The organism is Streptomyces cyaneofuscatus (genome assembly GCF_042718795.1).
Taxonomy (GTDB): domain Bacteria; phylum Actinomycetota; class Actinomycetes; order Streptomycetales; family Streptomycetaceae; genus Streptomyces; species Streptomyces cyaneofuscatus_A.
The window spans coordinates 172,151-193,585 of record NZ_JBHXOX010000013.1; the positions used below are offsets into that span (position 1 = coordinate 172,151).

At 72.0% G+C, this 21,435-nt stretch carries 17 protein-coding genes and 2 pseudogenes; 12 read left to right on the top strand and 7 right to left on the bottom strand.

Annotation, left to right across the window (positions count from 1 at the left end):
• Window positions 1-84: 84 nt before the first annotated feature.
• Together ACFWRT_RS17320 and ACFWRT_RS17325 are read left to right on the top strand one after the other, a co-directional pair.
• A complete protein-coding gene (locus tag ACFWRT_RS17320) occupies window positions 85-633 on the top strand; it encodes a TetR/AcrR family transcriptional regulator (RefSeq protein ID WP_380951186.1) in 549 nt (182 codons plus the stop codon).
• 174 nt (window positions 634-807) lie between these two features.
• On the top strand, window positions 808-2,034 hold the full coding sequence (locus tag ACFWRT_RS17325) for a hypothetical protein (RefSeq protein WP_380951185.1): 1,227 nt from the start codon (window positions 808-810) through the stop codon (window positions 2,032-2,034).
• Window positions 2,035-2,068: 34 nt separating this feature from the next.
• On the opposite strand, the gene ACFWRT_RS17330 is transcribed toward ACFWRT_RS17325, so the two are convergent.
• On the bottom strand, window positions 2,069-3,244 hold the full coding sequence (locus tag ACFWRT_RS17330; RefSeq protein ID WP_380951184.1) for a methyltransferase domain-containing protein: 1,176 nt from the start codon (window positions 3,242-3,244) through the stop codon (window positions 2,069-2,071).
• 220 nt (window positions 3,245-3,464) lie between these two features.
• Complete coding sequence (locus ACFWRT_RS17335; protein WP_380951183.1) at window positions 3,465-4,460, bottom strand: GlxA family transcriptional regulator; 996 nt, start codon at window positions 4,458-4,460, stop codon at window positions 3,465-3,467.
• Window positions 4,461-4,615: 155 nt separating this feature from the next.
• On the opposite strand from ACFWRT_RS17335, the gene ACFWRT_RS17340 reads away from it, so the two are divergent.
• On the top strand, window positions 4,616-5,200 hold the full coding sequence (locus ACFWRT_RS17340; protein ID WP_380951181.1) for an isochorismatase family protein: 585 nt from the start codon (window positions 4,616-4,618) through the stop codon (window positions 5,198-5,200).
• Window positions 5,201-5,224: 24 nt separating this feature from the next.
• Here ACFWRT_RS17340 and ACFWRT_RS17345 read toward each other — a convergent pair whose 3' ends face one another.
• The 4 genes and pseudogenes from ACFWRT_RS17345 to ACFWRT_RS17360 all read right to left on the bottom strand — a co-directional run bounded on the left by ACFWRT_RS17345 (window position 5,225) and on the right by ACFWRT_RS17360 (window position 9,159).
• Window positions 5,225-6,391: a hypothetical protein gene (locus ACFWRT_RS17345; RefSeq protein ID WP_380951179.1), complete on the bottom strand. Its 1,167-nt coding sequence runs from the start codon at window positions 6,389-6,391 to the stop codon at window positions 5,225-5,227.
• A gap of 153 nt (window positions 6,392-6,544) precedes the next feature.
• On the bottom strand, window positions 6,545-7,021 hold the full coding sequence (locus ACFWRT_RS17350; protein WP_380951178.1) for a nuclear transport factor 2 family protein: 477 nt from the start codon (window positions 7,019-7,021) through the stop codon (window positions 6,545-6,547).
• 73 nt (window positions 7,022-7,094) lie between these two features.
• A complete protein-coding gene (locus ACFWRT_RS17355; RefSeq protein WP_380951176.1) occupies window positions 7,095-7,745 on the bottom strand; it encodes a hypothetical protein in 651 nt (216 codons plus the stop codon).
• A gap of 185 nt (window positions 7,746-7,930) precedes the next feature.
• Window positions 7,931-9,159: pseudogene (locus ACFWRT_RS17360) on the bottom strand (amidase family protein).
• Window positions 9,160-9,574: 415 nt separating this feature from the next.
• Between ACFWRT_RS17360 and ACFWRT_RS17365 the strand changes: the two are divergent.
• On the top strand, window positions 9,575-10,708 hold the full coding sequence (locus ACFWRT_RS17365) for a MarR family transcriptional regulator (RefSeq protein ID WP_380951175.1): 1,134 nt from the start codon (window positions 9,575-9,577) through the stop codon (window positions 10,706-10,708).
• Window positions 10,709-10,841: 133 nt separating this feature from the next.
• Here ACFWRT_RS17365 and ACFWRT_RS17370 read toward each other — a convergent pair whose 3' ends face one another.
• Window positions 10,842-12,665, bottom strand: coding sequence for a bifunctional metallophosphatase/5'-nucleotidase (locus ACFWRT_RS17370; RefSeq protein ID WP_380951174.1), 1,824 nt, complete (start codon window positions 12,663-12,665; stop codon window positions 10,842-10,844).
• A gap of 359 nt (window positions 12,666-13,024) precedes the next feature.
• Here ACFWRT_RS17370 and ACFWRT_RS17375 point away from each other — a divergent pair, with 359 nt between their 5' ends.
• From ACFWRT_RS17375 to ACFWRT_RS17410, 8 genes and pseudogenes are all read left to right on the top strand, one after another.
• On the top strand, window positions 13,025-14,062 hold the full coding sequence (locus tag ACFWRT_RS17375) for a PDDEXK nuclease domain-containing protein (RefSeq protein ID WP_380951173.1): 1,038 nt from the start codon (window positions 13,025-13,027) through the stop codon (window positions 14,060-14,062).
• Window positions 14,063-14,147: 85 nt separating this feature from the next.
• Complete coding sequence (gene mshD, locus ACFWRT_RS17380) at window positions 14,148-15,071, top strand: mycothiol synthase (protein WP_380951172.1); 924 nt, start codon at window positions 14,148-14,150, stop codon at window positions 15,069-15,071.
• A gap of 533 nt (window positions 15,072-15,604) precedes the next feature.
• Window positions 15,605-15,928 carry a MerR family transcriptional regulator gene (locus ACFWRT_RS17385; protein ID WP_018511156.1) on the top strand — a complete coding sequence of 108 codons (324 nt, stop codon included), beginning with the start codon at window positions 15,605-15,607 and terminating at the stop codon, window positions 15,926-15,928.
• A gap of 146 nt (window positions 15,929-16,074) precedes the next feature.
• Complete coding sequence (locus ACFWRT_RS17390) at window positions 16,075-16,497, top strand: GntR family transcriptional regulator (protein ID WP_380951171.1); 423 nt, start codon at window positions 16,075-16,077, stop codon at window positions 16,495-16,497.
• A pseudogene (locus ACFWRT_RS17395) lies at window positions 16,494-16,994 on the top strand (ATP-binding cassette domain-containing protein); the annotation flags it as partial. The gene ACFWRT_RS17390 and the pseudogene ACFWRT_RS17395, both read left to right, overlap by 4 nt.
• Window positions 16,995-17,458: 464 nt before the next feature.
• Window positions 17,459-19,711, top strand: a complete 2,253-nt coding sequence (locus ACFWRT_RS17400; protein ID WP_380951170.1) for an RNA degradosome polyphosphate kinase — start codon at window positions 17,459-17,461, stop codon at window positions 19,709-19,711.
• The gene (locus ACFWRT_RS17405) at window positions 19,698-20,960 is read left to right on the top strand and encodes a CHAD domain-containing protein (RefSeq protein WP_380951168.1); all 1,263 of its coding nucleotides are present in this window, start codon (window positions 19,698-19,700) and stop codon (window positions 20,958-20,960) included. Before ACFWRT_RS17400 ends, ACFWRT_RS17405 begins: the two co-directional genes overlap by 14 nt.
• Window positions 20,957-21,388 (top strand): NUDIX hydrolase, encoded by a 432-nt coding sequence (locus ACFWRT_RS17410; protein WP_380951165.1) that lies wholly within the window; start codon window positions 20,957-20,959, stop codon window positions 21,386-21,388. Before ACFWRT_RS17405 ends, ACFWRT_RS17410 begins: the two co-directional genes overlap by 4 nt.
• The last annotated feature ends 47 nt before the right edge of the window (window positions 21,389-21,435 follow it).

A 21,435-nucleotide genomic window follows, 5' to 3' on the forward strand; every position in this document is an offset into this window, starting at 1 on the left:
CCCCCCAGCACCGACACCGCCCGGCACTGACACTCCCGAGCACCGACACCCCCCAGCACCGACACCCCCGCCCAGGGAGCACCCATGCGGACGAGCAAACGGACCCAGATCCTCGAAGCGGCCACGCGGGTCGTGGAGCGCGAAGGCGTCAAGAGCGTCACCTTCGACTCCGTGGCCGCCGAAGCCGGCCTCACCAAGGGCGGCCTTCTCTACCACTTCGCCTCCCGCGACGACCTCGTACAGGCCATCCATCAGCACCTGGCCGACGCGTGGGAAGCCCAGATGGTCGCGGCGGCGGGCAAGCCGGCCGATCTGGCCACCCCTGAGGAGAGGCTGACCGCCTACAGCCGCATCTCCTCCCAGAGCGCCAACCGGGCCGAGCTCCTCCTCATGCTCGAAGGGTCCACCACTCCCGGGCTCGCGGCTCCCTGGGACGCGGTCATGGAACGGTGGGCCCCGTCCCTGACCACCGACGACGTCGACGACCGAGCCGCGCTCGACCGGTTCATCGCCCGCCTGGCCGCCGACGGCCTGTGGCTGTACGAATCCCTCAACACCGAACCGCTGGCCCCGGAGCTGCGCCGCGCTCTGGCCGAGCGCATCGCCGGGGCCCTCGACCACGAGGGGACCTGAGCCCGCGCCGGCGAGGCGTCGAACCGGGCCGGACCGGGCCGGTTGTCAGTGGTGTGCAGCATGATCGGTGCTACGCGGCCGGCTCGCCCAGCGCCACGGTGGCCGTCCTCGACAGGGGATACAGGAGATACAGGGGATACAGGGGGTGCCGTGCGCAGGCCGGTCTCAGGTGAAGTGCACGTCCAGTACAGCCAGATCTACGTCGAGAGCGATCCCGACGGTACGAACCCGGGGCTCCGCGAGGCGTTCGCGGGGCAGAGCGGAGGGCTCTGCGGGGCGGCGGTCCCCGGTGCGCTGTGGCTGGTCACCGGACTGCACACGGGCAGCGTCGGCTTCGCTGTGGAGGTCCACGACGAGGCACCACCGCTGACCCCGGAGTGGGAGGACGTCGTCGAGGTGTCCTTCCGGCCGGTGTCCGAGGACACGAGCCTGGTCCAGTGGAGCGGCGAGGCCGCCTGGGACCTGGAACTCCCCATGACGGACCACCGGGTGCGGTACAGCGCCCGGGGCATGGACCAGGGCCGCGACCTCGACACCAGAACGGCCAAGGAGCCGCAGGCGGACAGCTACCTCCTCCAGTTCTGGCCCGCCCCTCCCCGCCCGGACCAGGTGATACGCGAGACCTCGCGGATCGCCGCGTACTGGCACAACCACGCACGCGGCCTGCCGTCCCCGCCCACCCCCAAGCAGCGGGCCGAGGCGGAACGCCTGGCCCGCCAGGCGAAGGAACGGGACGCCGAGGACCGGCGCCGGCACTACGAACGGTGGCAGTGGGGCGGGCGGTTGCCGAACGAGGCGCTGCGCGCTGCCCGGCTGAGCAACGTTCTCGGGCTCCTCACCTTCGACAGCGACCTGGTACACACGCTCGGCGCATCGTCCCCCGAGGTGCAGCACACGGTGGCGCTGCTGTCCGCGCGACGAGCCTGCGAGGCCGCCGGTCTGACCGACGTACCGTGGGTCGCCGACGCACTGGCCGCGCTGGAGGCGGGCCGGCCGCTGCCGCCCCCGTTCGACGATCCGGCCGGACTGTCGAAGGCCCTGCGCTCCGACCCCCGGGTCCCGGACACCTCGGTGCTGGAAGCGGTGCCGCCCGAGCGCCCCCCGTACGAGCCTCCACCGCCCGGGCCAGGCGATCCGTACACCGTCATGGTGACGTTCCCCCGCACACCGCGCGCCCTCAACCGGATCTCCCAGCCGCACTACGCGCTCCCCGCCGTGCTCGCCGCCGCCGGTCCCGCGCCGCTCATAGCAGCGTTGGACGCGGTGTGGCACGCGCTGAACACGTGCGGGGAGCACTATCCGGCGTTCCTGGACGAGATCCGGGCGGTGTGCGCCGGCGCAGTGCCCGCACCCTCGAAGGGGGACCGTGGCAGCCGGCCGACGGGCCGCGCGCCGAAGTAGGGATGAACCGGCACCGCAGGCCGCCGGCGCCGCGTCAGTCGCAGATCCGCCGGTGCGGCGGTGGATCCGTGAGAGCGGAGAGGGGGTGTTCCGGGGTGTCCAGCCAGACCCGCTGCCCCTCGGCGGCGACGGACAGGCCCGCCCGGTCGCGGGACGGGCGCCCCAGTGCCTCCCAGGTCCGGTAGGCCGCCTCGGCTTCGTCCCACAGCCTGCGGGGCCCGTACTGGGTGACGGCGTAGTCGCCGACGTCCGGTGCGTAGTCGGCGGAGGCCCAGGACGTCCGGTCGTCCGCCAGAATCCAGAGGGTCATCTCCCCGCTGCCGTCGTCCGCCGGGACGGGCAGGTGCCAGGCATCGGGCAGGGCAAGGCCGACGTAGAACAGTGCGTCGGGGTCCTGTGCGATCCGCAGGGGCGAGAGGCTGGTCGCGGTGGCGTCAGCGGCCTCACGGTGGTGCAGGAAGTCGTCGAGGAAGCCTCGGGCCGGACGCGGGTTGCGGGACCGCATGAAGGCCGGGTAGCCGGTGAACCTCCCCTCCGCACGGCCGTCCCGGACATCGAGAACAGCAAAAGAGTAGGGGAAGAAGGACCCGCCCCAGGGGGCGACGATCCGGCCTTGCGGGGCCGCCACCTGCTCCACCCAGGCGTAGGGGATCGCCGTGACCGCGTAGGTGGCGATGACACGCTGGTACGGGGCGCCGGTAGGCCGGCCCTGCTCACCGTCGCCCTGGACGATGAGCGGGGAGAGGCCCGCTGCCTGGGTGTTCTTGGCCGCCTGCTCGGCGAGTACGGGATCGAACTCCACCGACACGACGCGGTCGGAGCCGACGCGGTGGGCGAGCCACGCCGCGTTGAGCCCGGTGCCGGAACCCAGTTCGAGGATGCGGTCGGTGGGCTGGACATCGAGCAGCGACAGCATCTCCAGCATGACGGAGGGCTGCGAACTGGATGACGTCGGCAAACGGTACTCATCCGGTCCCGTCGGGCGGCCGTCGTTGACCTGAGTGGTGACCGACACGTCGCTGTAGGCCACTTCCAGCCACCTCGCCGGGGAGGTGGCGCGCGAGACGAGCTCGTCCCCGACCTCGATCTCGTCGGGCAGGAACAGCTCCCGCCTTACGGAAGCCACAGCGTCTCCCCACGGGCCGAGGGGCGTTGCCTTCTCGCGCAGGATCTCCAGCAGGCCCGCAGGTGAGGCCTCGGGCTTGGTCACTTCTTCTTCGGCGGATTGCTCACCGGACCGCTCCACTGACCGTCCGACTCCTTCGGCGACTGCTTCTTGTCGCCCTCGGAGCCGCCCTTGCCGTCGCCGTGCTGCCCCATCGCATCTCTCCTCGCGCCTCGCACCATCGGGAAGGTTACGTTGGGGATTCTCCCAGCACCGGAAAGTGACGAACAGGTGGAGTTGAGCCACCCCTACGCACAGCGCCCCGTCAGCCCGCGTACGACGACCTGAACCGCCGCCGGTACTCCGTCGGCGTCGTGTCCAGCCGCCGTCGGAACGCCCGTACCAACGTGTCCACCGTGCCGAACCCGCAGGCGGACGAGATGCGTTCGAGGGTGGCGTCGGAGGACTCCAGCTCGTTACGCGCCTTCTCGACCCGTATGGACTCGACGTAGGCGTACGGGGTCATGCCCAGCTCGCTCTTGAAGATCCGGGTGAGATGGCGGTCGCTGACGTGGGCGAACTCCGCCAGGTCCGTCACCGTCAGCGGCTCCCCGAGGTGGCGAAGGATGTGGTGGCGCAGGTCCTCGATGCGACGGGTCGTCGCGACCTGCTCCAGCGGCACGCTGAACTGGCTCTGCCCGCTCGGCCGCTTCACGTACATCACCAACTGCCGTGCCACGCGCAGCGCGACGGCCTCGCCGAGGTCGTCGGCGATCAGGGCGAGCGACAGGTCCAGGCAGGCGCTGATGCCCGCCCCCGTCCACACATCGCCCTCGCGGATGAAGATCGGGTCGGCGTCGACCTCCACCGCCGGGTGGTCGTCGGCCAGTTGGCGGGCGGTGGACCAGTGGGTGGTGGCGCGCTTGCCGTCCAGGAGGCCGGCGGCTGCCAGGAGATGCGCTCCGACGCATACGGAGGTGACCCGGCGGGTCCGCCCCGCGAGGGTCTTCACCCAGCGGACCAGGGCCGGGTCGACGAGGGCACGCACCCGGCGCTCGCCGTCGATCTCGACCGATCCGGGCACGATCAGGGTGTCGATGCTCCGCGTGGCCGCGTCCTGGAACGTGGTGTCGGGGAGGATGCGGACCCCGGCGCCGGTGGTGACGGGCTCCAGGCTCTCGGCGGCGAGCACGACCTCGTACCCCGCCGCGTCATCCGTCTCGCGCCGGGCGAGCGAGAAGACCTCCGGCGGGCCGGTGACGTCGAGCAGATCGACACCGTCGAAGAGGACGATGAGGACGAGTCGTCGGGCCTTGTCCACTGCCCCGGCTCCCCCTCGCTTGCCACCCCATGTCCGTATCTGCATGTTAGCTGTCATTGCCGACATCCCGCAGGGGTCGTAGCGTCGAGGGCAGGGCCCGCCCATGTCCGAGCCCGCCCTTACTCCTCCACGCACGGCCCGAAGGCGGTACACCCATGTCCAGAACCACCCTGCGCGAGCTCAACGGCTTCTACGCGGCCCCCGCCACCCTGTCCGGCTCGACGCTGGTCCTGATCGACTTCCAGAACACCTACACGCGCGGCGTGATGGAACTCGACGGCTGGCAGGCCTCCCTCGACGCCGCCGCCCAACTGCTCGCCCGGGCACGCGAGGTGGGCACCAAGGTCGTCCACGTCATCAACGACGGCGGCGAGGGAACCCCGTACGACATCCGGGCCGAGATCGGCCGCATCCACCCGGCCGTCGCACCGGTCGCCGGCGAGCCGGTCGTCGTCAAGCAGGCGCCGAACGCCTTCCACGGCACCGACCTGGGCGCATACGTCCCCGAGGGGCAGGACGTCATCGTGGCCGGCTGGATGACCCACATGTGCGTGGCGTTCACCGCGCAGGGCGCGTTCCTGCGCGGCAACCACCCCACCGTCGTCGCGGACGCCTGCGCGACCCGGTCGCTGCCGCTCCTCGGCACCGACCTCGACGCAGGCCAGGTGCACGACAGCGCCCTGGCCACGATCGGGGACCTGTACGGGGTCGTCGTCGCCTCCCAGAAGTCGCTGGAGTGACGCTTCGGCCTGCTTCGGGGAGCCTCAGCCCTTCGGCGTCAGCTCTTTCTCTGCCCCGCCCTCGTCCGCACCCGTTGCCCGGCCCCCTGCCACCCGCAACGTCACGGCAGCCGCCGCCCCCGCCAGCAGGCCGAACGTCAGAGCAGCCGGGACGCCCCCGCCGATACCGGCCGACAACTGCACCAGCCCCCAGCGCATCCCCCCATCGCTCAGGGCCATCTGCGCCAACTGGCTGACCAGCAGCCCGAGTACGGTCGCGCAGACCGCACCGGCCGCCATCGCCGGAACCGTGGCCCGGGTCAGCAGCACGGGCAGCCACCGCAGCGCCCACCACACCACGGCGAGCACCAGCGCGTCGGCCACGCGGTACAGGAACCAGTCGCCCACCGGCGTACCGGCCGGGCCCGCCCACGAGCCCAGCAGCAGCCACTGGCGCAGGAGGTCGCCCGGCTCGGCGAACAGGCCGCTGCCCGTGGACGCGGTCTGAAGACGGGCAGCCACCGGCTGGTACGAGAGGACGACCAGCGACACGGCGATCACCACGGTCCCGACGGTGGCGGCCAGGCGGGCGGCCGCCACCGGGACGGCCGCCCGGGGCAGCGGTCCGGCGCCCTTGGCCGTGACCCGGGCCGCGAGCACCGCGACCACCGCCGCGGCGCCGGCGGCGAACACCAGGATCTGGCGGCCGCCGGAGGCCATGCCCGCGAGCTGCGGCAGGAAGCGGTAGCTGCCGCGCCCGTTCGCCGCGATCAGCCAGGGCGCGGAGACGGCGACGGCCAGGCTCCCGGCCACCATCCCCCAGCCCCAGACCGCGACGAGGGTGGCGGGCGCCCGGCCGTTCACCGGCGGCAGCCGGCGGACCAGGAGCAGCGCACCGGGCACGAAGAAGAGCAGGACCGCCACGAACCGGATCTGCATCCCCGTCGTATACAGCGACAGATACCGGGAGTTGTCGATCGCGGCCCCGTCCTCACCCACACCGAACGTCTCGGCGCCGATCCGGACGGAGGGCGGAGGATCGTACGACCACGGGGTGAGCCAGTGTTCGAGCTGGGCGGCGGTCAGGCCGCCCAGCACATCGACGGTGCCCGGCAGTCGCAGCGCCTGGGTGCTCGCCCCCGCCCACCAGAGAAGCGCCGTGAGCAGCAGGCCGCCGAGCAGTGCCGGTATCGCGGCGCGCCGGTATTCCATGTACGTCCCCCGTCTCGCCCGGATGTGCTCTCGCCTGCCGGACGTCCCCTGTCGGAATCCTCTGCCGGGTCCCGCCGAGGGGAGACTACGGGGCGTTGATCACGTACGGATCACTGTCTGCACATGGTCACGCAAGGCCGCTCAGAAAGCCGTTCAGAGGGTTCCGCCCGCTCCGCCCACGTTCTCGGTGGGCCCGCCGAAGGCCAGGAACAGGGCCCGCCTGCTGAGCAGCCACCGGCCGTCGACGTCACGGAAGGTGTCCTCGTAGTGGCCCACCTGCGTCGGGGGCCGCGGCGGCAGCATTCCGCCGGAGTGGCCGTCGACGCGGTACGTCGTGAAGTAGGTGGTCGCCGTCGCCGTCGACGCGGAGGTCAGGGTCACCAGGATGTTCGTACAGATGCGGCGCGAGAGCCGGTCGGCGGGACGGGCGCCGAAGTAGCCGCGCAGCGCCTCCCGCCCCTCGATCCTGCGGCCGCCCTCGGCCCACTCCCAGACCCCGTCGGGGGTGAACAGCTCGGCCACCCGGCCGGGTTCGCCGAGGTCGAGCTCGTGAACGAACTGAACGACCAGGCGTTCACAGGCCCGTTCGGCGGTCAGGCGGTCGAGGGGAGCGATCGATTCATCGGCCATCACCCCTTCCTAGCCGCTCGACAGCGCCCGTGCGAAGTGTTTTTCGCGCTGCTCGGCCGCCGATACCCCGCAGTCAGGGTGAGGGCGGCGGGGGCGGCAGCTCGGCATGCGTGACCACGTACCCGCCCTTGGTCACCGGGGCGTACGGGGCAGGGGCCATGCAGGTGCCGACCGGGGCCTCCGCGGGCGCGGCGCTGCCCTTCGGCAGCAGGTTCACACCGTTCCAGGAGAAGCCGACGCGGTCCTTGGAGCGCCCCTTGCTCTTCTCCTCTCCCCCGTCGTAGACGCTGAATCCGACCCGGTTCCCGACGATGGGAGGCCCCCCGGGGCTCACCTCGGTGATGACCGCCGTCAGGGTCGCGGTGCGCACTCCGGTGACCAGGCAGTCCACGCGCCCCTTGGACGTGTACGTGGTGTCCCGCTCGGCCGAGTAGTGGGACACCGTGACCGTTCCCCGCGCGTCGGTGGGCAGACCGCCGGGGATGCCGGGCAGCGGACGGCTGTACGGGGCCGCCCGGGCGTCGAAGGTGAAGGACCGGACGTCCTTGTCCTGGTGGTAGGGCAGGACGAACTCGGCGCTCCCGACGACGCTCGCGCGGACCGGCCGCGGCCTCTCCCCCTGATCGGCGGAGGCGGAGGCGGTGACGGCGGCACCGGCCAGGGCGAAGCCTGTGCCGAGTACGGCCATCGCGGCCAAAGTTCGGCGCCCGAAACGAGACGTCATGGTGATCTCCTCTGCTGTGGCGGGGACTTGCTCTCGACGGGTTTCATCCTGCGCGCCCGCGCCGCCCCCGCCATCGGCCTCCGGTCTGGACCCCCGGCACCCGCTGCCGCCACACGGCGGAGACGCCGTCACCCTCAGGTCCCACGAGGCGGGGCGAGTGCGGAGCGAGCACGGGCCGCCACCCCCTACTCCGGCGCCTGGAATCCGCCGATCTCCCGCTCCAGCAGCTCGGCCAGCCCCAGCGGGGTCCGGTCCTCGAACATCGGCCCGATGAGCTGCACCCCCACCGGCAGGCCCTCGGAGGACCGGCCCGCCGGAATGGCGGTGGCGGGCAGACCGGGCATGGTGGGCAGGCCGGCCCAGACGAGCTGGTCGAAGTACGGGTACGCGACGCCGTCGATGGCGATCAGGCGCTCCAACGGATCGGGGTGGTGGTCGTGCGGGAAGGCGGGCGTGGGCGAGACGGGACACACCACGGCGTCGAACTCGGCGAACAGCCGCCGCCAGCCGTGGCGGTGGGCCTCGCGACGGTTGTTCACCTCGATCCATTCGCGGTGGCTGAGCACGGTGCCGCGCAGCCGGGCCGCGTCGAGACTCCGGTCGTCCGCCGCCAGCCCGGCGGCACGGGAACGTAGTTCCTCGTACCGCGCCTGGGGGAATCCGGCGGAGGAGCCCGCTGCCAGCAACTGCATGTAGATCAGGGCGGCTTCCGCCAGATCAGGCAGCAGTGCGCTGTGCCGCTCGACCCGGGCTCCGCCGCCGATCAGCGCATCGGCCACCCGGCCCACGCCGGCCCGCACGGCAGCGCCGGTCGGAAGGAGCGGATGCTCGTCGAGGATGAGGACCCGGAAGTCGCGCAGCCGCTCGTGCCGCGCGGGCGGCAGCGTCACGCTGTGCGCCACCCCGAACGTGAGCGGGTCCGGTACGGCCATGACATCGAGCAGGAGCCTGAGATCGCGGGCCGTACGCGCGATCGGACCGACGACGGCGAGGTCGAGGTCGGCTCCTGTAGCCCGAGCGGCACATTGGTCTTGCCCAGCACCACCGTGCCCGCCGCCTTGAGCCGCGAGACCTGCACCGCGTCCTCGGCCGGCAGGTAGTCGCGGTGGAGCGGCATACCCCAAGTCGTGGGCAGCCCGGCGATGTTGTACGACTCCTTGACCGTCACCGGAACGCCGAGCAGCGGCCGGTCCCCACCCTGGCCCGCGCCCCGGCCCTCACCCCGGGCGCGCCCCCGGTCGGCGTCGTGGGCGGCGGCCCGCGCCCGGTCGAAGTCCGGCACGCATATCGCGTTGACCGCCTGGTCGTCCCGCTCGATACGGGTGATCGCCGCGTCGGTCAGTTCCGCCGAGGTCACGTCGCCGGCGCGCAAGGCGCGCACGAGGTTCTCTGCCGCCTCAAAGTTCCCATCCACACGGCCGACCGTAGAGACCATCGGTCGAGGTCATAAAACGCCGCGTCGCACAACGGGTTGGCGTACCCCGCTCCCGGGTCTCGGCTCTCGTGACACGAGCCTCGGAGACGGTCGGTTCACTCTTCCGGGTGTACGTCGGCGAGGGCCGGGCCCGACGCTCGGAGCCCGGGATTCGAGCGCCGGGACCCAAGACCCGGGATTCGAGCGCTCTCTTTAACTGGTTGGAAAAGAAGGGAGGTTGGGAGAACCTCCCCACCTCCCTCACCCGTAACGGCCAGCAAGTATGACTAATCGTGACAGCTTGCGGCGCAGCGTCACGACTGCTTACGGTTCGAGAACCAAGCGACCCCGGCGCGGTGTTGTAAGCACCAGGCCGGGGTCTGACCGCAAGATCGAATCCCAGAAAGACGACCTCGTGGCTACCCAGCACACTAGCCCCGCCCAGCCCGCGCCCGCATCCTCACCCGCGTACCCGATGGCCAAGCCCGGCTTCGGCAAACGCACGACGACGGACCAACGCCCGCACACTCCTGACGAGTTCAGCCTCCTGCCGACGCGCGAGCGGTACGTGGCGGGGTTCATCGACCGCCTCCCCGACGAGGCGGCGATGGGCGTGAAGTCCCTCGCCCGCCAACTCCCGCTCTACGGCCAGCAGGCCATCGGCTCCGCCTTGAGGGCCCTGGCGGTCGCCGGACACCTGAGGCGCGTGCGGTGCGAGGTCGGCCGGGAGGGCCAGGTCCGCTGGGTCTCGCGGACGTTCTGGTCCCGCACCGCACGGGACAACGAGTGGTGGAACGCCTATCTGGCCACCGAGCGGGCCCGGTTCACCGCCGGTACGGAGCACACTCCGGCGCCCACGCCGCCTGCGGCCGCCCCGGTGACCGCTCCTCCCCCGCCCCCATGGGTGCCGGAGGAGGAGCCGCCCCCCGGCCACCAGCGCCCCGACGCCGAAGCCGCACCCGACCCCGTATCCGTACCGCAGCAACGAACGACGGCACCCCCAGCGCCGACACAGCCCGCGACAGGGACACAGACGCCGGCACCGGCCCCACCCCCAGCACCGGTCCCCTCCCCCGCCTACCTCGCCCTCGCCCAACTCGGGCACATCGACCACCGCGTCGGCCTCTCCGCCGCCGACTGCGCCGCGCTCGAAGGACTCGCCGCCGCCTGGCTGGAGCGAGGGGTCAGCGCCGAATACGTCGTCCACGCCCTCACCGCCGGGCTCCCCCAGGCCGTCGATTCGCCGGCCGGGTTCGTCCGCCGCCGCCTGGAGACCAAGATGCCGCCCCACCAGCCCGCCGCCGGCCCCGCGCAACCACCACCGCCCGGCGCTCCGGCCCGCCGCGTCCTGGTCGAATGCGCCGAGTGCGGGGCCCCAGGGCGCCCCGAGGCACTCCCCGACGGCCTCTGCCGCCCCTGCCGGTCCGGCACCGACGGCACCGACGGATCCGACGGCACCGAGGAGCGCACCCGGGACGACGGACTCCCCGTACAGCGCGACATCGCCACGTACGTCAGCGACCTCCGCGACCGCCTCAGGCTCCCCTGAACACCAGGGGAGACGGGCAGCACAACCACCGCGGCCCTCACACCGTCCGGAGAAACGGTGAGGGGCGGCAGGCCCGTCAGCCCACCGCCCCTATCCCGTAAGGGAGTTCCGCATGAGCGTTACTCCACGAGCGTTACCGCACGACCGTGATCCGGTCCGTCGCCGGCGGGGCCAGCGGTGCGGCGGCCGTGGAGTGGGCCGCCAGGTAGGCGTTGAACAGGTCCAGGTCCGAGGCGCCGACCAGCTTGTTCGTGCCCTGGCCGAGGGCCGGGAAGCCGTCGCCGCCGCCCGCGAGGAACTCGTTCATCGCGACGCGGTAGGTGCGGGCCGGGTCGATCGCCGCGCCGTTCAGCTTGATGGAGTCGGTGACCACGCGGGCCGCGCCGGTCTTCGTCAGGTCCAGGGTGTAGGTGAGGCCCTTGGAGACCTGGAGGATCTTCGGGCTCGCCTCGTTGGGCCCGCTGACCTGCTGCTGGAGCGCGGTGACCACCTGGGCGCCGGTCAGGTCGACGACGTTCATCATGTTGGTGAACGGCTGCACGGTGAACGCCTCGCCGTACGTGACGACCCCGTCGCCCTCACTGCCGGACGCCTTGTGGACCAGGTCCGCGCGGATGCCGCCCGGGTTCATGAACGCGACTTCCGCGCCGCCCTTGTCCGCCGGGGCGAGGCCTTCGAGCTGGGCGTCGGCGATGACGTTGCCGAGCGGCTTCTCGGGGGCCGTGGAGCCGCGGCCGTTGATGTCGGCGCTGATCCAGCCCTGCGGCCGGTTGGCGATCGGGGCGGCCAGCTTGTTCCAGCGCTCGATCAGGCTCGTCATGTCGGCGGCCTTGGGCTGGTCCCTGGTCACGACGTGGTTCGCCGACTTCACCGACGTACGGACGATGTCGTTGGTGCGCCGGTCGTAGGTGAGCGTGGTGTCCGTGTAGAGCTTGCCGAACGACGACGCCGAGGTGACCATGCGCGGCTTGCCCGCCGGGTCCGGGACCGTGCACACGTACGCCTGGTGGGTGTGGCCCGTGACCAGGGCGTCCACCTTCGGCGTGATGCCCTTGGCGATGTCGACGATCGGGCCGGAGATGCCGTCGCCCGCGCCCGGGCTGTCGCAGTCGAAGTTGTACGACGTCGAGGCCGGGGCGCCGCCCTCGTGGATCAGGGCCACGATGGACTTGACGCCCTTGCGGTCCAGCTCACGCGCGTACTTGTTGATCGTCTCGACCTCGTCGTGGAACTTGAGGCCCTTGACCCCGTTCGCGGTGACGATGTCCGGCGTGCCCTCCAGGGTCACGCCGATGAAGCCGATCTTGACGCCGTTCCTCTTCCAGACCGTGTACGGCTTCAGCAGCGGCTTGCCGGTCTTCTCCTTGGTGACGTTGGCCGCCAGGTAGGGGAAGTCCGCGCCCTTGAACTTCCTGCCCTTCTCGTAACAGCCCTCGACAGGGTGACAGCCGCCGTTCTGGAGGCGGGCCAGCTCGGTCGCTCCCTCGTCGAACTCGTGGTTGCCGACCGCCGAGACGTCCAGCTTCAGCTTGTTGAGCGCCTCGATCGTCGGCTCGTCGTGGAAGAGGCCCGACAGCAGCGGGCTCGCGCCGACCATGTCGCCGCCGGCCGCCGTGACGGAGTACGGGCTGCCCTTGCGCGCGTTGCGCAGCGAGGTCGCCAGGTACTCGACGCCACCGGCCGGGATCGCCTTCACCGTGCCGTCGGGCTGCGTCTCGGAGACGTTGCCCGCGGAACCGGCCGGAGGCTCCAGGTTGCCGTGCAGGTCGTTGAAGGACAGCAACTGCACATCTACGGTACGGGGCTTGTGGCCGTGCCCGTGGCCGTGACCGCCCCCGTGGCCCCGGTCATGGGCCCCGGCCGGCATCGCGGCGACGAGCGCGCCCACGGTGGCCAGACCGGCCGCGGCGGCGAGCACCCGCCGGGAGGCACGTTTCTTCTGCGGAGTCGCTGACATCGGTCCCCTTGTGTGTCAGTTACGTCAGTGGTGTCACTTCTGGAATCCTGCGTGCCGCAGCCTAGAGTCAACGCGCGTAGCGCAACAGGTGTTCGGGGTTACGGACTGGTTGCCATCCGGCCAAATGGCTCGTCAGAGTCGTTTCATCTGCGCATCTATCATCCGTATGGCTTACATATGGGGGCAGAAACGTCACGGCACACAGGGCATCCGGAAGTCTGTGCGCCATGGAGAACGAACTCGCGTCCACACCGAAGGTGCCGGGCCAGCAACAAGCACGTCCGCAATCGCGTCCGACGTCACGTCCGCGGTCACGTCCGCAATCACATCCGGCGGAACTCCCCGCCGGATTCCTCGACATGGTCGACGACCTCAAGACGATCGTCCGCGGGGCGCACGTCCGGGCCCAGCTCAAGGTCAACACCGAGATGCTCCGGATGTACTGGGAGATCGGGCAGATCATCCTGGAGCGCCAGCGCGGGGAGAAGTGGGGCACGAAGGTCATCGAGCGGATCGCCACCGAGCTGCGGACGGAGTTCCCGCAGCAGCGGGGATTCAGTACGCGCAACCTCCAGTACATGCAGCAGATGGCCCGGACCTGGCCGGACTCAATTGCGCAACAGACTGTTGCGCAATTGCCCTGGGGCCACGTCGTCCTCCTCATGGGCAAGTGCGCCACCCGCTTCGAGCTGGACTTCTACGCCCAGCACGCCGTCCACCACGGCTGGTCGCGTACGCACCTGGAGTCGGTGATCCACCGGCAACTGCACCTCGCGGAAGGCGCCGCCGCGAACAACTTCGACGTCAGCCTGCCGGGTAAGTCCGACGCCGTACGGCAGATCCTCAAGGACCCCTACCGCCTCGACTTCACCGAGCTCACGGGCCGGCCCGCCGAGCGCGATCTGGAGGACGCGCTCGTCGACAACCTCGTGCGGTTCCTGACCGAACTCGGCGTCGGGTTCGCCTTCGTCGGACGGCAGTACCCGATCGTGGTCGGCGACTCCGAGTACCGCATCGACCTGCTCTTCTACCACTGCAAGCTGCACTGCTACGTCGTGCTGGAGCTGAAGACCCGCAAGGCGCGGGCCGAGCACTTCGGGCAGCTCGGGTTCTACGTCTCGGTGGTGGACGACCTGGTCAGGGACAAGGAGCGGGACGACCCCACCCTCGGCATCCTGATCGCCGAGAGCAGGGACCGGGCGATGGTGGAGTACGCGCTGCGCGGGTACAACACCCCGCTGGCCGTCAGCACGTACGCCGGGCTGCCCGAGGGAGTGAGGGAGCTGCTGCCCAGCGCGGAGGACCTCTCCCGCATCGCGGACCACGTCCTGAACGCGCCTGCGCCTGCCCCGTCCGAGGCCGAGCCCGAGGACGAGGCCGAGCCCGAGGACGGATGACCGGCGCCGATCGACCCCCGCCCGCGCCCCGCTCGTCCCCCTCGCGCACCCCCGCCCGCGCCCCCACCCCCCGTACGCTCGTCCCATGACGACTGACGCACCCCTCCCCTCCCCCGGACGCGAGATTCAGGCCCTCGACGCGCTCGACCCCGCCCAGGCCGACGCCGTCCTCGAACTCCTCGGCGAGGCCGCCCGGTTCGACGGCAGGCAGGCGGTCTCCGAGCAGGGGAGGCTCCGGATCCGGGGCGGTCACCGCGACGGTGTACGCCACTTCCTGCTCACCAGCGGCGGCACCCTCGCCGGGTACGCGCAGCTTGAGGACACCGACCCCGTCGAGGCCCCGGCGGCCGAGCTCGTCGTCCACCCCGAGCGGCGCGGCACCGGTCACGGCCGGGCCCTGGGCGCCGCGCTCCTCGCCGCGACCGGCAAGCGGCTGCGGGTCTGGGCGCACGGCGGCAGCTCGGCCGCCCGGCACCTGGCCCAGGTCCTCGGCCTCTCCCTCTTCCGCGAGCTGCGCCAGCTCCGTCGGAGCCTGATCCCGCTCGACCTCGCGGAGCCCGTACTGCCCGACGGCGTCACCGTACGGACCTTCGAGCCCGGCCGTGACGACGCCGCCTGGCTCGCCGTGAACCGCGCCGCCTTCGCCCACCACCCCGAGCAGGGCTCCCTGACCCAGCAGGACCTGGACGACCGCAAGGCGGAGCCGTGGTTCGACCCGAAGGGGTTCTTCCTGGCCGAGCGGGACGGGGAGATCGTGGGCTTCCACTGGACGAAGGTGCACGCGGAGGAGCAGCTCGGCGAGGTGTACGTCGTCGGCGTGCTGCCCGACGCCCAGGGCGGCGGCCTCGGCAAGGCACTGACCTCCATCGGCCTGCACCACCTGGCCGCGCAGGCGCTGCCCACCGCGATGCTCTACGTCGACGCCGACAACACGGCGGCCGTGGCGGTGTACGAGCGGATCGGCTTCACCACCCATGAGGTGGACCTGATGTACCGCACCGAGTCCTGAACCTCGCACCCCCACCCTGGAGAAAATCTGTCGTGGCGGTGGTAGACATCCCGCAGTCGACGGGTCTAGTGTTTTTCTCGTAGCCGGACAGCGAGGACGGCACGGCAGTGGAGTGGTGGAGCCGGAAACGGTGGGTTCCAGCGCTGATTGCCGGGCCGGGCAGCCTTCAGGGGCCGCGCAGCGAGACTCCGACCTGTCCGGTCCGGTCCGACGAACGAACCAGACCGAGAACAGAACCAGAAACCGAGAACAGACCCGAACCGACGAGGTAAGGAGCAGACGCCATCAGGATCGCCCGGGCGAGGCACGCACCGCTCGGGTACCGCAGGCCCCAGATCGGAAGGTGGTCCCCGGTCACGCATCCGCGATCCCCGCTCTCCCGCCCTCTCCGGCGGACCGGCGGAAAAAGAAGGCCGACGTGAGTCACGTCGGCAGATGGTGTTGAAGCTCGGGGCCCGAGTGCCGGACGGCACTCGGGCCCCCCGACGTGTCCCCACGCCGGCCACCGACGTACCCCCGAAAGAAGAGGTGCTATGCCGCCTAGCAGTACCCGCCCCACCGACAACCTGGACGACGACGACTACCCCGCCTACACCATGGGCCGGGCCGCCGAGATGCTCTCCACCACACCCGCCTTCCTGCGCGCACTCGGCGAGAACCGCCTGATCACCCCCCTGCGCTCCGAAGGCGGCCACCGCCGCTACTCCCGCTACCAGCTGCGCATCGCCGCGCGCGCCCGGGAGCTCGTGGACCAGGGCACCAAGATCGAGGACGCCTGCCGCATCGTCATCCTTGAGGACCAGCTCGAAGAGGCCCAGCGCATCAACGAGGAACTGCGCGCCGCACGGACGCGGTAGACGGACACGGACGCGGACGCGGACGCGGACACGGTAGACGGACGCGGTAGCCCGCCCTCCCCGTCCCCCGTACGTGCAGGGGCGGCGTCGTTTGACGCCGCCCCTTCCTTGGTACACCCTTTCACTACTCAATTAGTGAAAGGGTGGTGACCGTGGCAGAGTCCGCAGCGGTCGAGTTCCGCATCGACCGGCGCAGCGGCGTCGCCACCTACCTCCAGATCGTCCAGCAGACGAAGCAGGCCCTGCGCCTGGGCGTTCTGCGGCCGGGGGACCGGCTGCCCACCGCCCGCGAGGTCGTGGAGGCCACCGCCATCAACCCGAACACCGTCCTCAAGGCGTACCGGGAGTTGGAGCGCGAGGGCCTCGTCGAGGCGCGGCGCGGGCTCGGCACCTTCGTCCGCAGGACGCTCGGCGGCGCGGTGGAGGCCTCCGCCTCCGACTCACCGCTGCGCACCGAACTCGCCGACTGGGCCCGCCGGGCGCGGTCGGCCGGGCTGGAGAAGGACGACGTCAGCGCGCTCTTCACCGCCGTGATCAACCGTACGTACAAGGGGGACCAGGACAGATGACAGGTGCTGTGATCGAGGCTCGCGGCCTCGCCATGACCTACGGGCGGAGAGGGGGCGCGCACACGGCCCTGGACGGCTGCTCCTTCCGCCTCCCCGCCGGGCGCGTCTGCGCACTCGTCGGGCCCAACGGGGCCGGGAAGTCCACCCTGTTGAACCTGGCGGCGGGCCTGGCCCGGCCGAGCGCCGAGTCCCTCACCGTCCTCGGCTCCGCCGACCCCTCCGCCGTAGGCGACCGCATCGCCTACGTGCCCCAGGACAAGCCGCTGTACCCGCAGCTCACCGTGGCCGACACGCTGTGGGCGGGCGGCGAGCTGAACCCCGGGCGCTGGGACGCCGCCATCGCGGGCCGGATCGCCGCGCCGCTGCCGCGCAAGGCCCGTGTCCGTACGCTCTCCGGCGGGCAGCGGACCCGGCTCGCGCTGGCCCTCGCGCTCGGCAAGCGGCCCGAACTGATGCTGCTGGACGAGCCCATGGCCGACCTCGACCCTCCCCCAAGGCCTTAAGGGCCAGGGGGGACCCCCTTCCCGGCACGAGCTGGTCGAGACCGGCATCCTCCTCGCACTCGCCGCGCTCGCCGTGTTCGCCGCCTTCCGGGTCCTGCGCCGCCTGCACGGCTGACGCCAAAGCCACCCGACCTCGCCGTCCGGGCCCTACGAGGGGTGGGCCCGGGCGGCGATCACGTACCCGTGCGCAGTCACGTACAGTCACCGAGCGACTGACCCGCAGGCACACCGCTTCCTGTACGTCATGTCGCCGTTACCGGCCATTCAGACGCCCTTGCGACCCTCACGGGATGCAGCCAGCTCTGCCAGCCCCCCGCCGCGACGGGAGCGGCCGGGGTAACGCCTCCGCCGCGTCCCCGGGCCGGGAACCCGGCCGTGACCCCGGGTTTCCCGGGCCTTCCGCGATCTTTCCCGGCTCCGACGCGCCTACCGGGGCCCCCACGCGGAACAATGGGTTCATGAGCCAGCAGCCCAGCTCCGAGGTCCCGGTCCAGCCCGCCCAGCCGTCCGTCGGCGCACTCGCCGCGCACCGGCCGCACGCCGTCGCGCACCCCTCCTCCAGCAACGTCGGCTTCTCCACCGCCGCCGACCTGGACCCCGATCTCGACGCCGACGCGGACGCGTACGAGCCCGACCGGGACGGCGACGAGCTGCCCCAGGGGCGGTTCCTCGACCGCGAGCGCTCCTGGCTCGCCTTCAACGAACGCGTGCTGGAGCTGGCCGAGGACCCGGCGACCCCGATCCTGGAACGCGCCAACTTCCTGGCGATCTTCGCCTCCAACCTGGACGAGTTCTTCATGGTCCGGGTGGCCGGCCTCAAGCGCCGCATCGCCACCGGCGTCGCCACCCGCTCCGCCTCCGGTCTCCAGCCGCGCGAGGTCCTCGACCTGATCTGGACCCGCTCGCGCGAGCTCATGGCCCGGCACGCGGCCTGCTTCCAGCAGGACATCGCCCCGGCCCTCTCCGACGAGTCGATCCAGCTCATCCGGTGGCCGGATCTGACCGAGAAGGAGCAGGCCCGCCTGTTCACCTTCTTCCGGCAGCGCGTCTTCCCCGTCCTGACCCCGCTGGCCGTCGACCCCGCGCACCCCTTCCCGTACATCTCCGGGCTCTCCCTCAACCTCGCGGTCGTCGTCCGCAACCCGGTCAGCGGCCACCGCCACTTCGCCCGGGTCAAGGTGCCGCCGCTGCTGACGCGCTTCCTGGAGGCGTCGCCGCAGCGGTACGTGCCCATCGAGGACGTCATCGCGGCCCACCTGGAGGAGCTGTTCCCGGGGATGGAGGTGCTGGCGCACCACATGTTCCGGGTCACCAGGAACGAGGACCTGGAGGTCGAGGAGGACGACGCGGAGAACCTGCTCCAGGCGCTGGAGAAGGAGCTCATGCGGCGCCGCTTCGGCCCGCCGGTGCGGCTGGAGGTCGAGGAGTCCATCGACCCGTACGTCCTCGATCTGCTGGTCCGCGAGCTGAAGGTGTCCGACGCGGAGGTCTACCCGCTGCCCGGCCCCCTGGACCTGACCGGCCTCTTCGCGATCGCCTCGCTGGACCGGCCCGAGCTGAAGTACCCGAAGTTCATCGCGGGTACCCACCGGGACCTGGCCGAGGTGGAGTCCGCCTCCGCGCCCGACATCTTCGCCGCGCTGCGCGAGCGGGACGTCCTGCTCCACCACCCGTACGACTCGTTCTCCACCTCCGTCCAGGCCTTCCTGGAGCAGGCGGCGAGCGACCCCGACGTGCTGGCCATCAAGCAGACGCTGTACCGCACCTCCGGCGACTCCCCGATAGTGGACGCCCTCATCGACGCGGCCGAGTCCGGCAAGCAGGTCCTCGTCCTCGTCGAGATCAAGGCCCGCTTCGACGAGCAGGCCAACATCAAGTGGGCCCGCAAGCTGGAGGAGGCCGGCTGCCATGTCGTGTACGGCCTCGTCGGGCTGAAGACCCACTGCAAGCTCTCGCTCGTCGTCCGCGAGGAGGGCGACACGCTGCGCCGCTACTCCCACGTCGGCACCGGCAACTACCACCCCAAGACCGCCAGGCTGTACGAGGACCTCGGCCTGCTCACGGCGGACCCGCAGGTCGGGGCGGACCTCTCCGACCTGTTCAACCGGCTCTCCGGCTACTCCCGCCGCGAGACCTACCGCCGCCTCCTGGTCGCGCCGAAGTCCCTGCGCGACGGGCTGATCGCCCGCATCAACAAGGAGATCGCCCACCACCGCGCCGGGCGCCCCGCCTACGTCCGGATCAAGGTCAACTCGATGGTCGACGAAGCGATCATCGACGCCTGCTACCGGGCGGCCCAGGCGGGCGTGCCCGTCGACATCTGGGTGCGCGGGATCTGCGCGATCCGCCCCGGGGTCGCGGGGCTCTCGGAGAACATCCGGGTCCGCTCCATACTAGGGCGCTTCCTCGAACACTCCCGGGTCTTCTCCTTCGGCAACGGCGGCGAGCCCGAGGTGTGGTTCGGCAGCGCCGACATGATGCACCGCAACCTCGACCGCCGGATCGAGGCCCTCGTCCGGGTCACCGACCCCGCTCACCGCGCCGCACTCAGCCGACTCCTGGAGACCGGTATGGCCGACACCACCTCTTCCTGGCACCTGGGCCCCGACGGCAACTGGACCCGGCACGCCACGGACGCGGAGGGGCAGCCGCTGCGGCACGTCCAGGAGATGCTCATCGATGCCCGGAGGCGCAGGCGTGCGACGCCCTGACCACCAGACGACGCCCCGCCCGCCCGCTGCGGAGCCTGCCGCGGCCGGGGGCCCGGAGAAGACCTACGGGGGCCGGGAGGACGGGGCCCCGGAGGAGGCGAACCCTGCGGGGCGGCCCCTCCCCGCAGGGGCCGCCCCGCCCCGCCCCGGCTTCCCGACGCCCTCCGGGAGCCGCCCGGCCGACGGCGTGAGCGCCGACGCCGTCCTCGCGCCCTACCTCCAGGGGCAGGCCGGGGACTTCCTCCGCAGCCTGCGCCTGCACCGCGAGCACAGCGCCCCCTCCGGCGCGAACGGCCAGGGCGCCGAGGCCGCGGCCCGCGCCCTGCGCGGCTCGGCCCGGCGTATCAGCGGCTCCCTGCACACCTTCCGCACCGTCCTGGACCCGGTCTGGGCCGACCACCTCCGTACGGAACTGGCCTGGCTCTCCGGCACCCTCGCCCGGGAACACGCGTACGCGGGCCGGCTCACCCGCCTGCTGGACGCCCTGCACCAGCTCTCCGGCGCCGCCCTCCCCGCAGCCCGCGGTACGAGGCCCGCCGCCACGAAATCCGGGGGTGCCGGGGGATCCGCAGGCGCCGGGGGCGCCGGGGGATCTGCGGGCGCCGGAGCCTCCGCCAGCCCCGGGGCCGCCGGTTCCGGGGCCCCGGACGCCGCCCAGGGCCGGGCCGCGCTCGGCGTCGGGGCGGCGCGGGCCGGGGCGCTGCTGGAGCGGCAGCTCACCCTCGCCCGGACCCGGGCCCACTCCGCCGCGCTCCAGGCCCTCGGCTCCTCCCGCTTCCACGCGGTCGCCGACGCCGTGGCGCTGCTCGCCTCCGAGGTCCCGCTCGCCCCGGGCACCACGGGCCGGGGGGCGGAGGCGCTCCTGGAGCCCGCCGAACGCGCCGAGCAACGGCTGATCGGCGCGGTGGCGGCGCTCCCGCCCGACGCGTCGGCGGAGCCGTACAACGAGGCGCAGGACGCGCCGTGGCACCAGACCCGCCTGCTGCTGCGGCTGCACCGGTACGCCCACGAGGTCGTCCTCGGCGCCGCCGACCCGGTCCTCACCGGCGCCGGGCACGCCCTGGACCTGCACCGGGACGCGGCGGAGGCGGCCACGGCGGCGGCAGCGGCGGCCCGCACCCCGCGCATCGCCCCGGCGACCGCGTACGCCCTCGGGGTCCTCCACGCGGACCAGCGCCACGAGGTGGAGGCCGCGCGAGCGGTGTTCCGGGAGACCTGGCCGTACGCGACGGCCATGACGGCCCCATGAGCGGCCCCCAGCACACGGCGTCGACCATCCGGGCCGCGGGCTGCGTCCTGTGGCGCCGCGCCCCGGACGGAGGCGGCGGGGTGGAGGTGTGCCTCGTCCACCGGCCCCGCTACGACGACTGGAGCTTCCCCAAGGGCAAGCTGAAGCGCGACGAGGAGCCGCTGGCCGCCGCCGTACGGGAGGTCCTGGAGGAGACCGGCCACCACTGCGTCCCGGGCGCCCCGCTCCCCACCGCCCGGTATCTCGTCGACGGGCGCCCCAAGGAGGTCGCCTACTGGGCCGCCGAGGCGACGGGCGGCGCCTTCGAGGCCAACGACGAGGTGGACCGGCTGCTGTGGCTGACCCCCGAGGCCACCCGCGTACGCCTCACCCAGCCGCGCGACCGCGAACAGCTCACCGCGCTGCTCGCCGTGCTCCCCCACAGCTGAGCCGGGCCGCGCCCGCACCCGCCTGCCCGACACGGTTCACCTGCCGT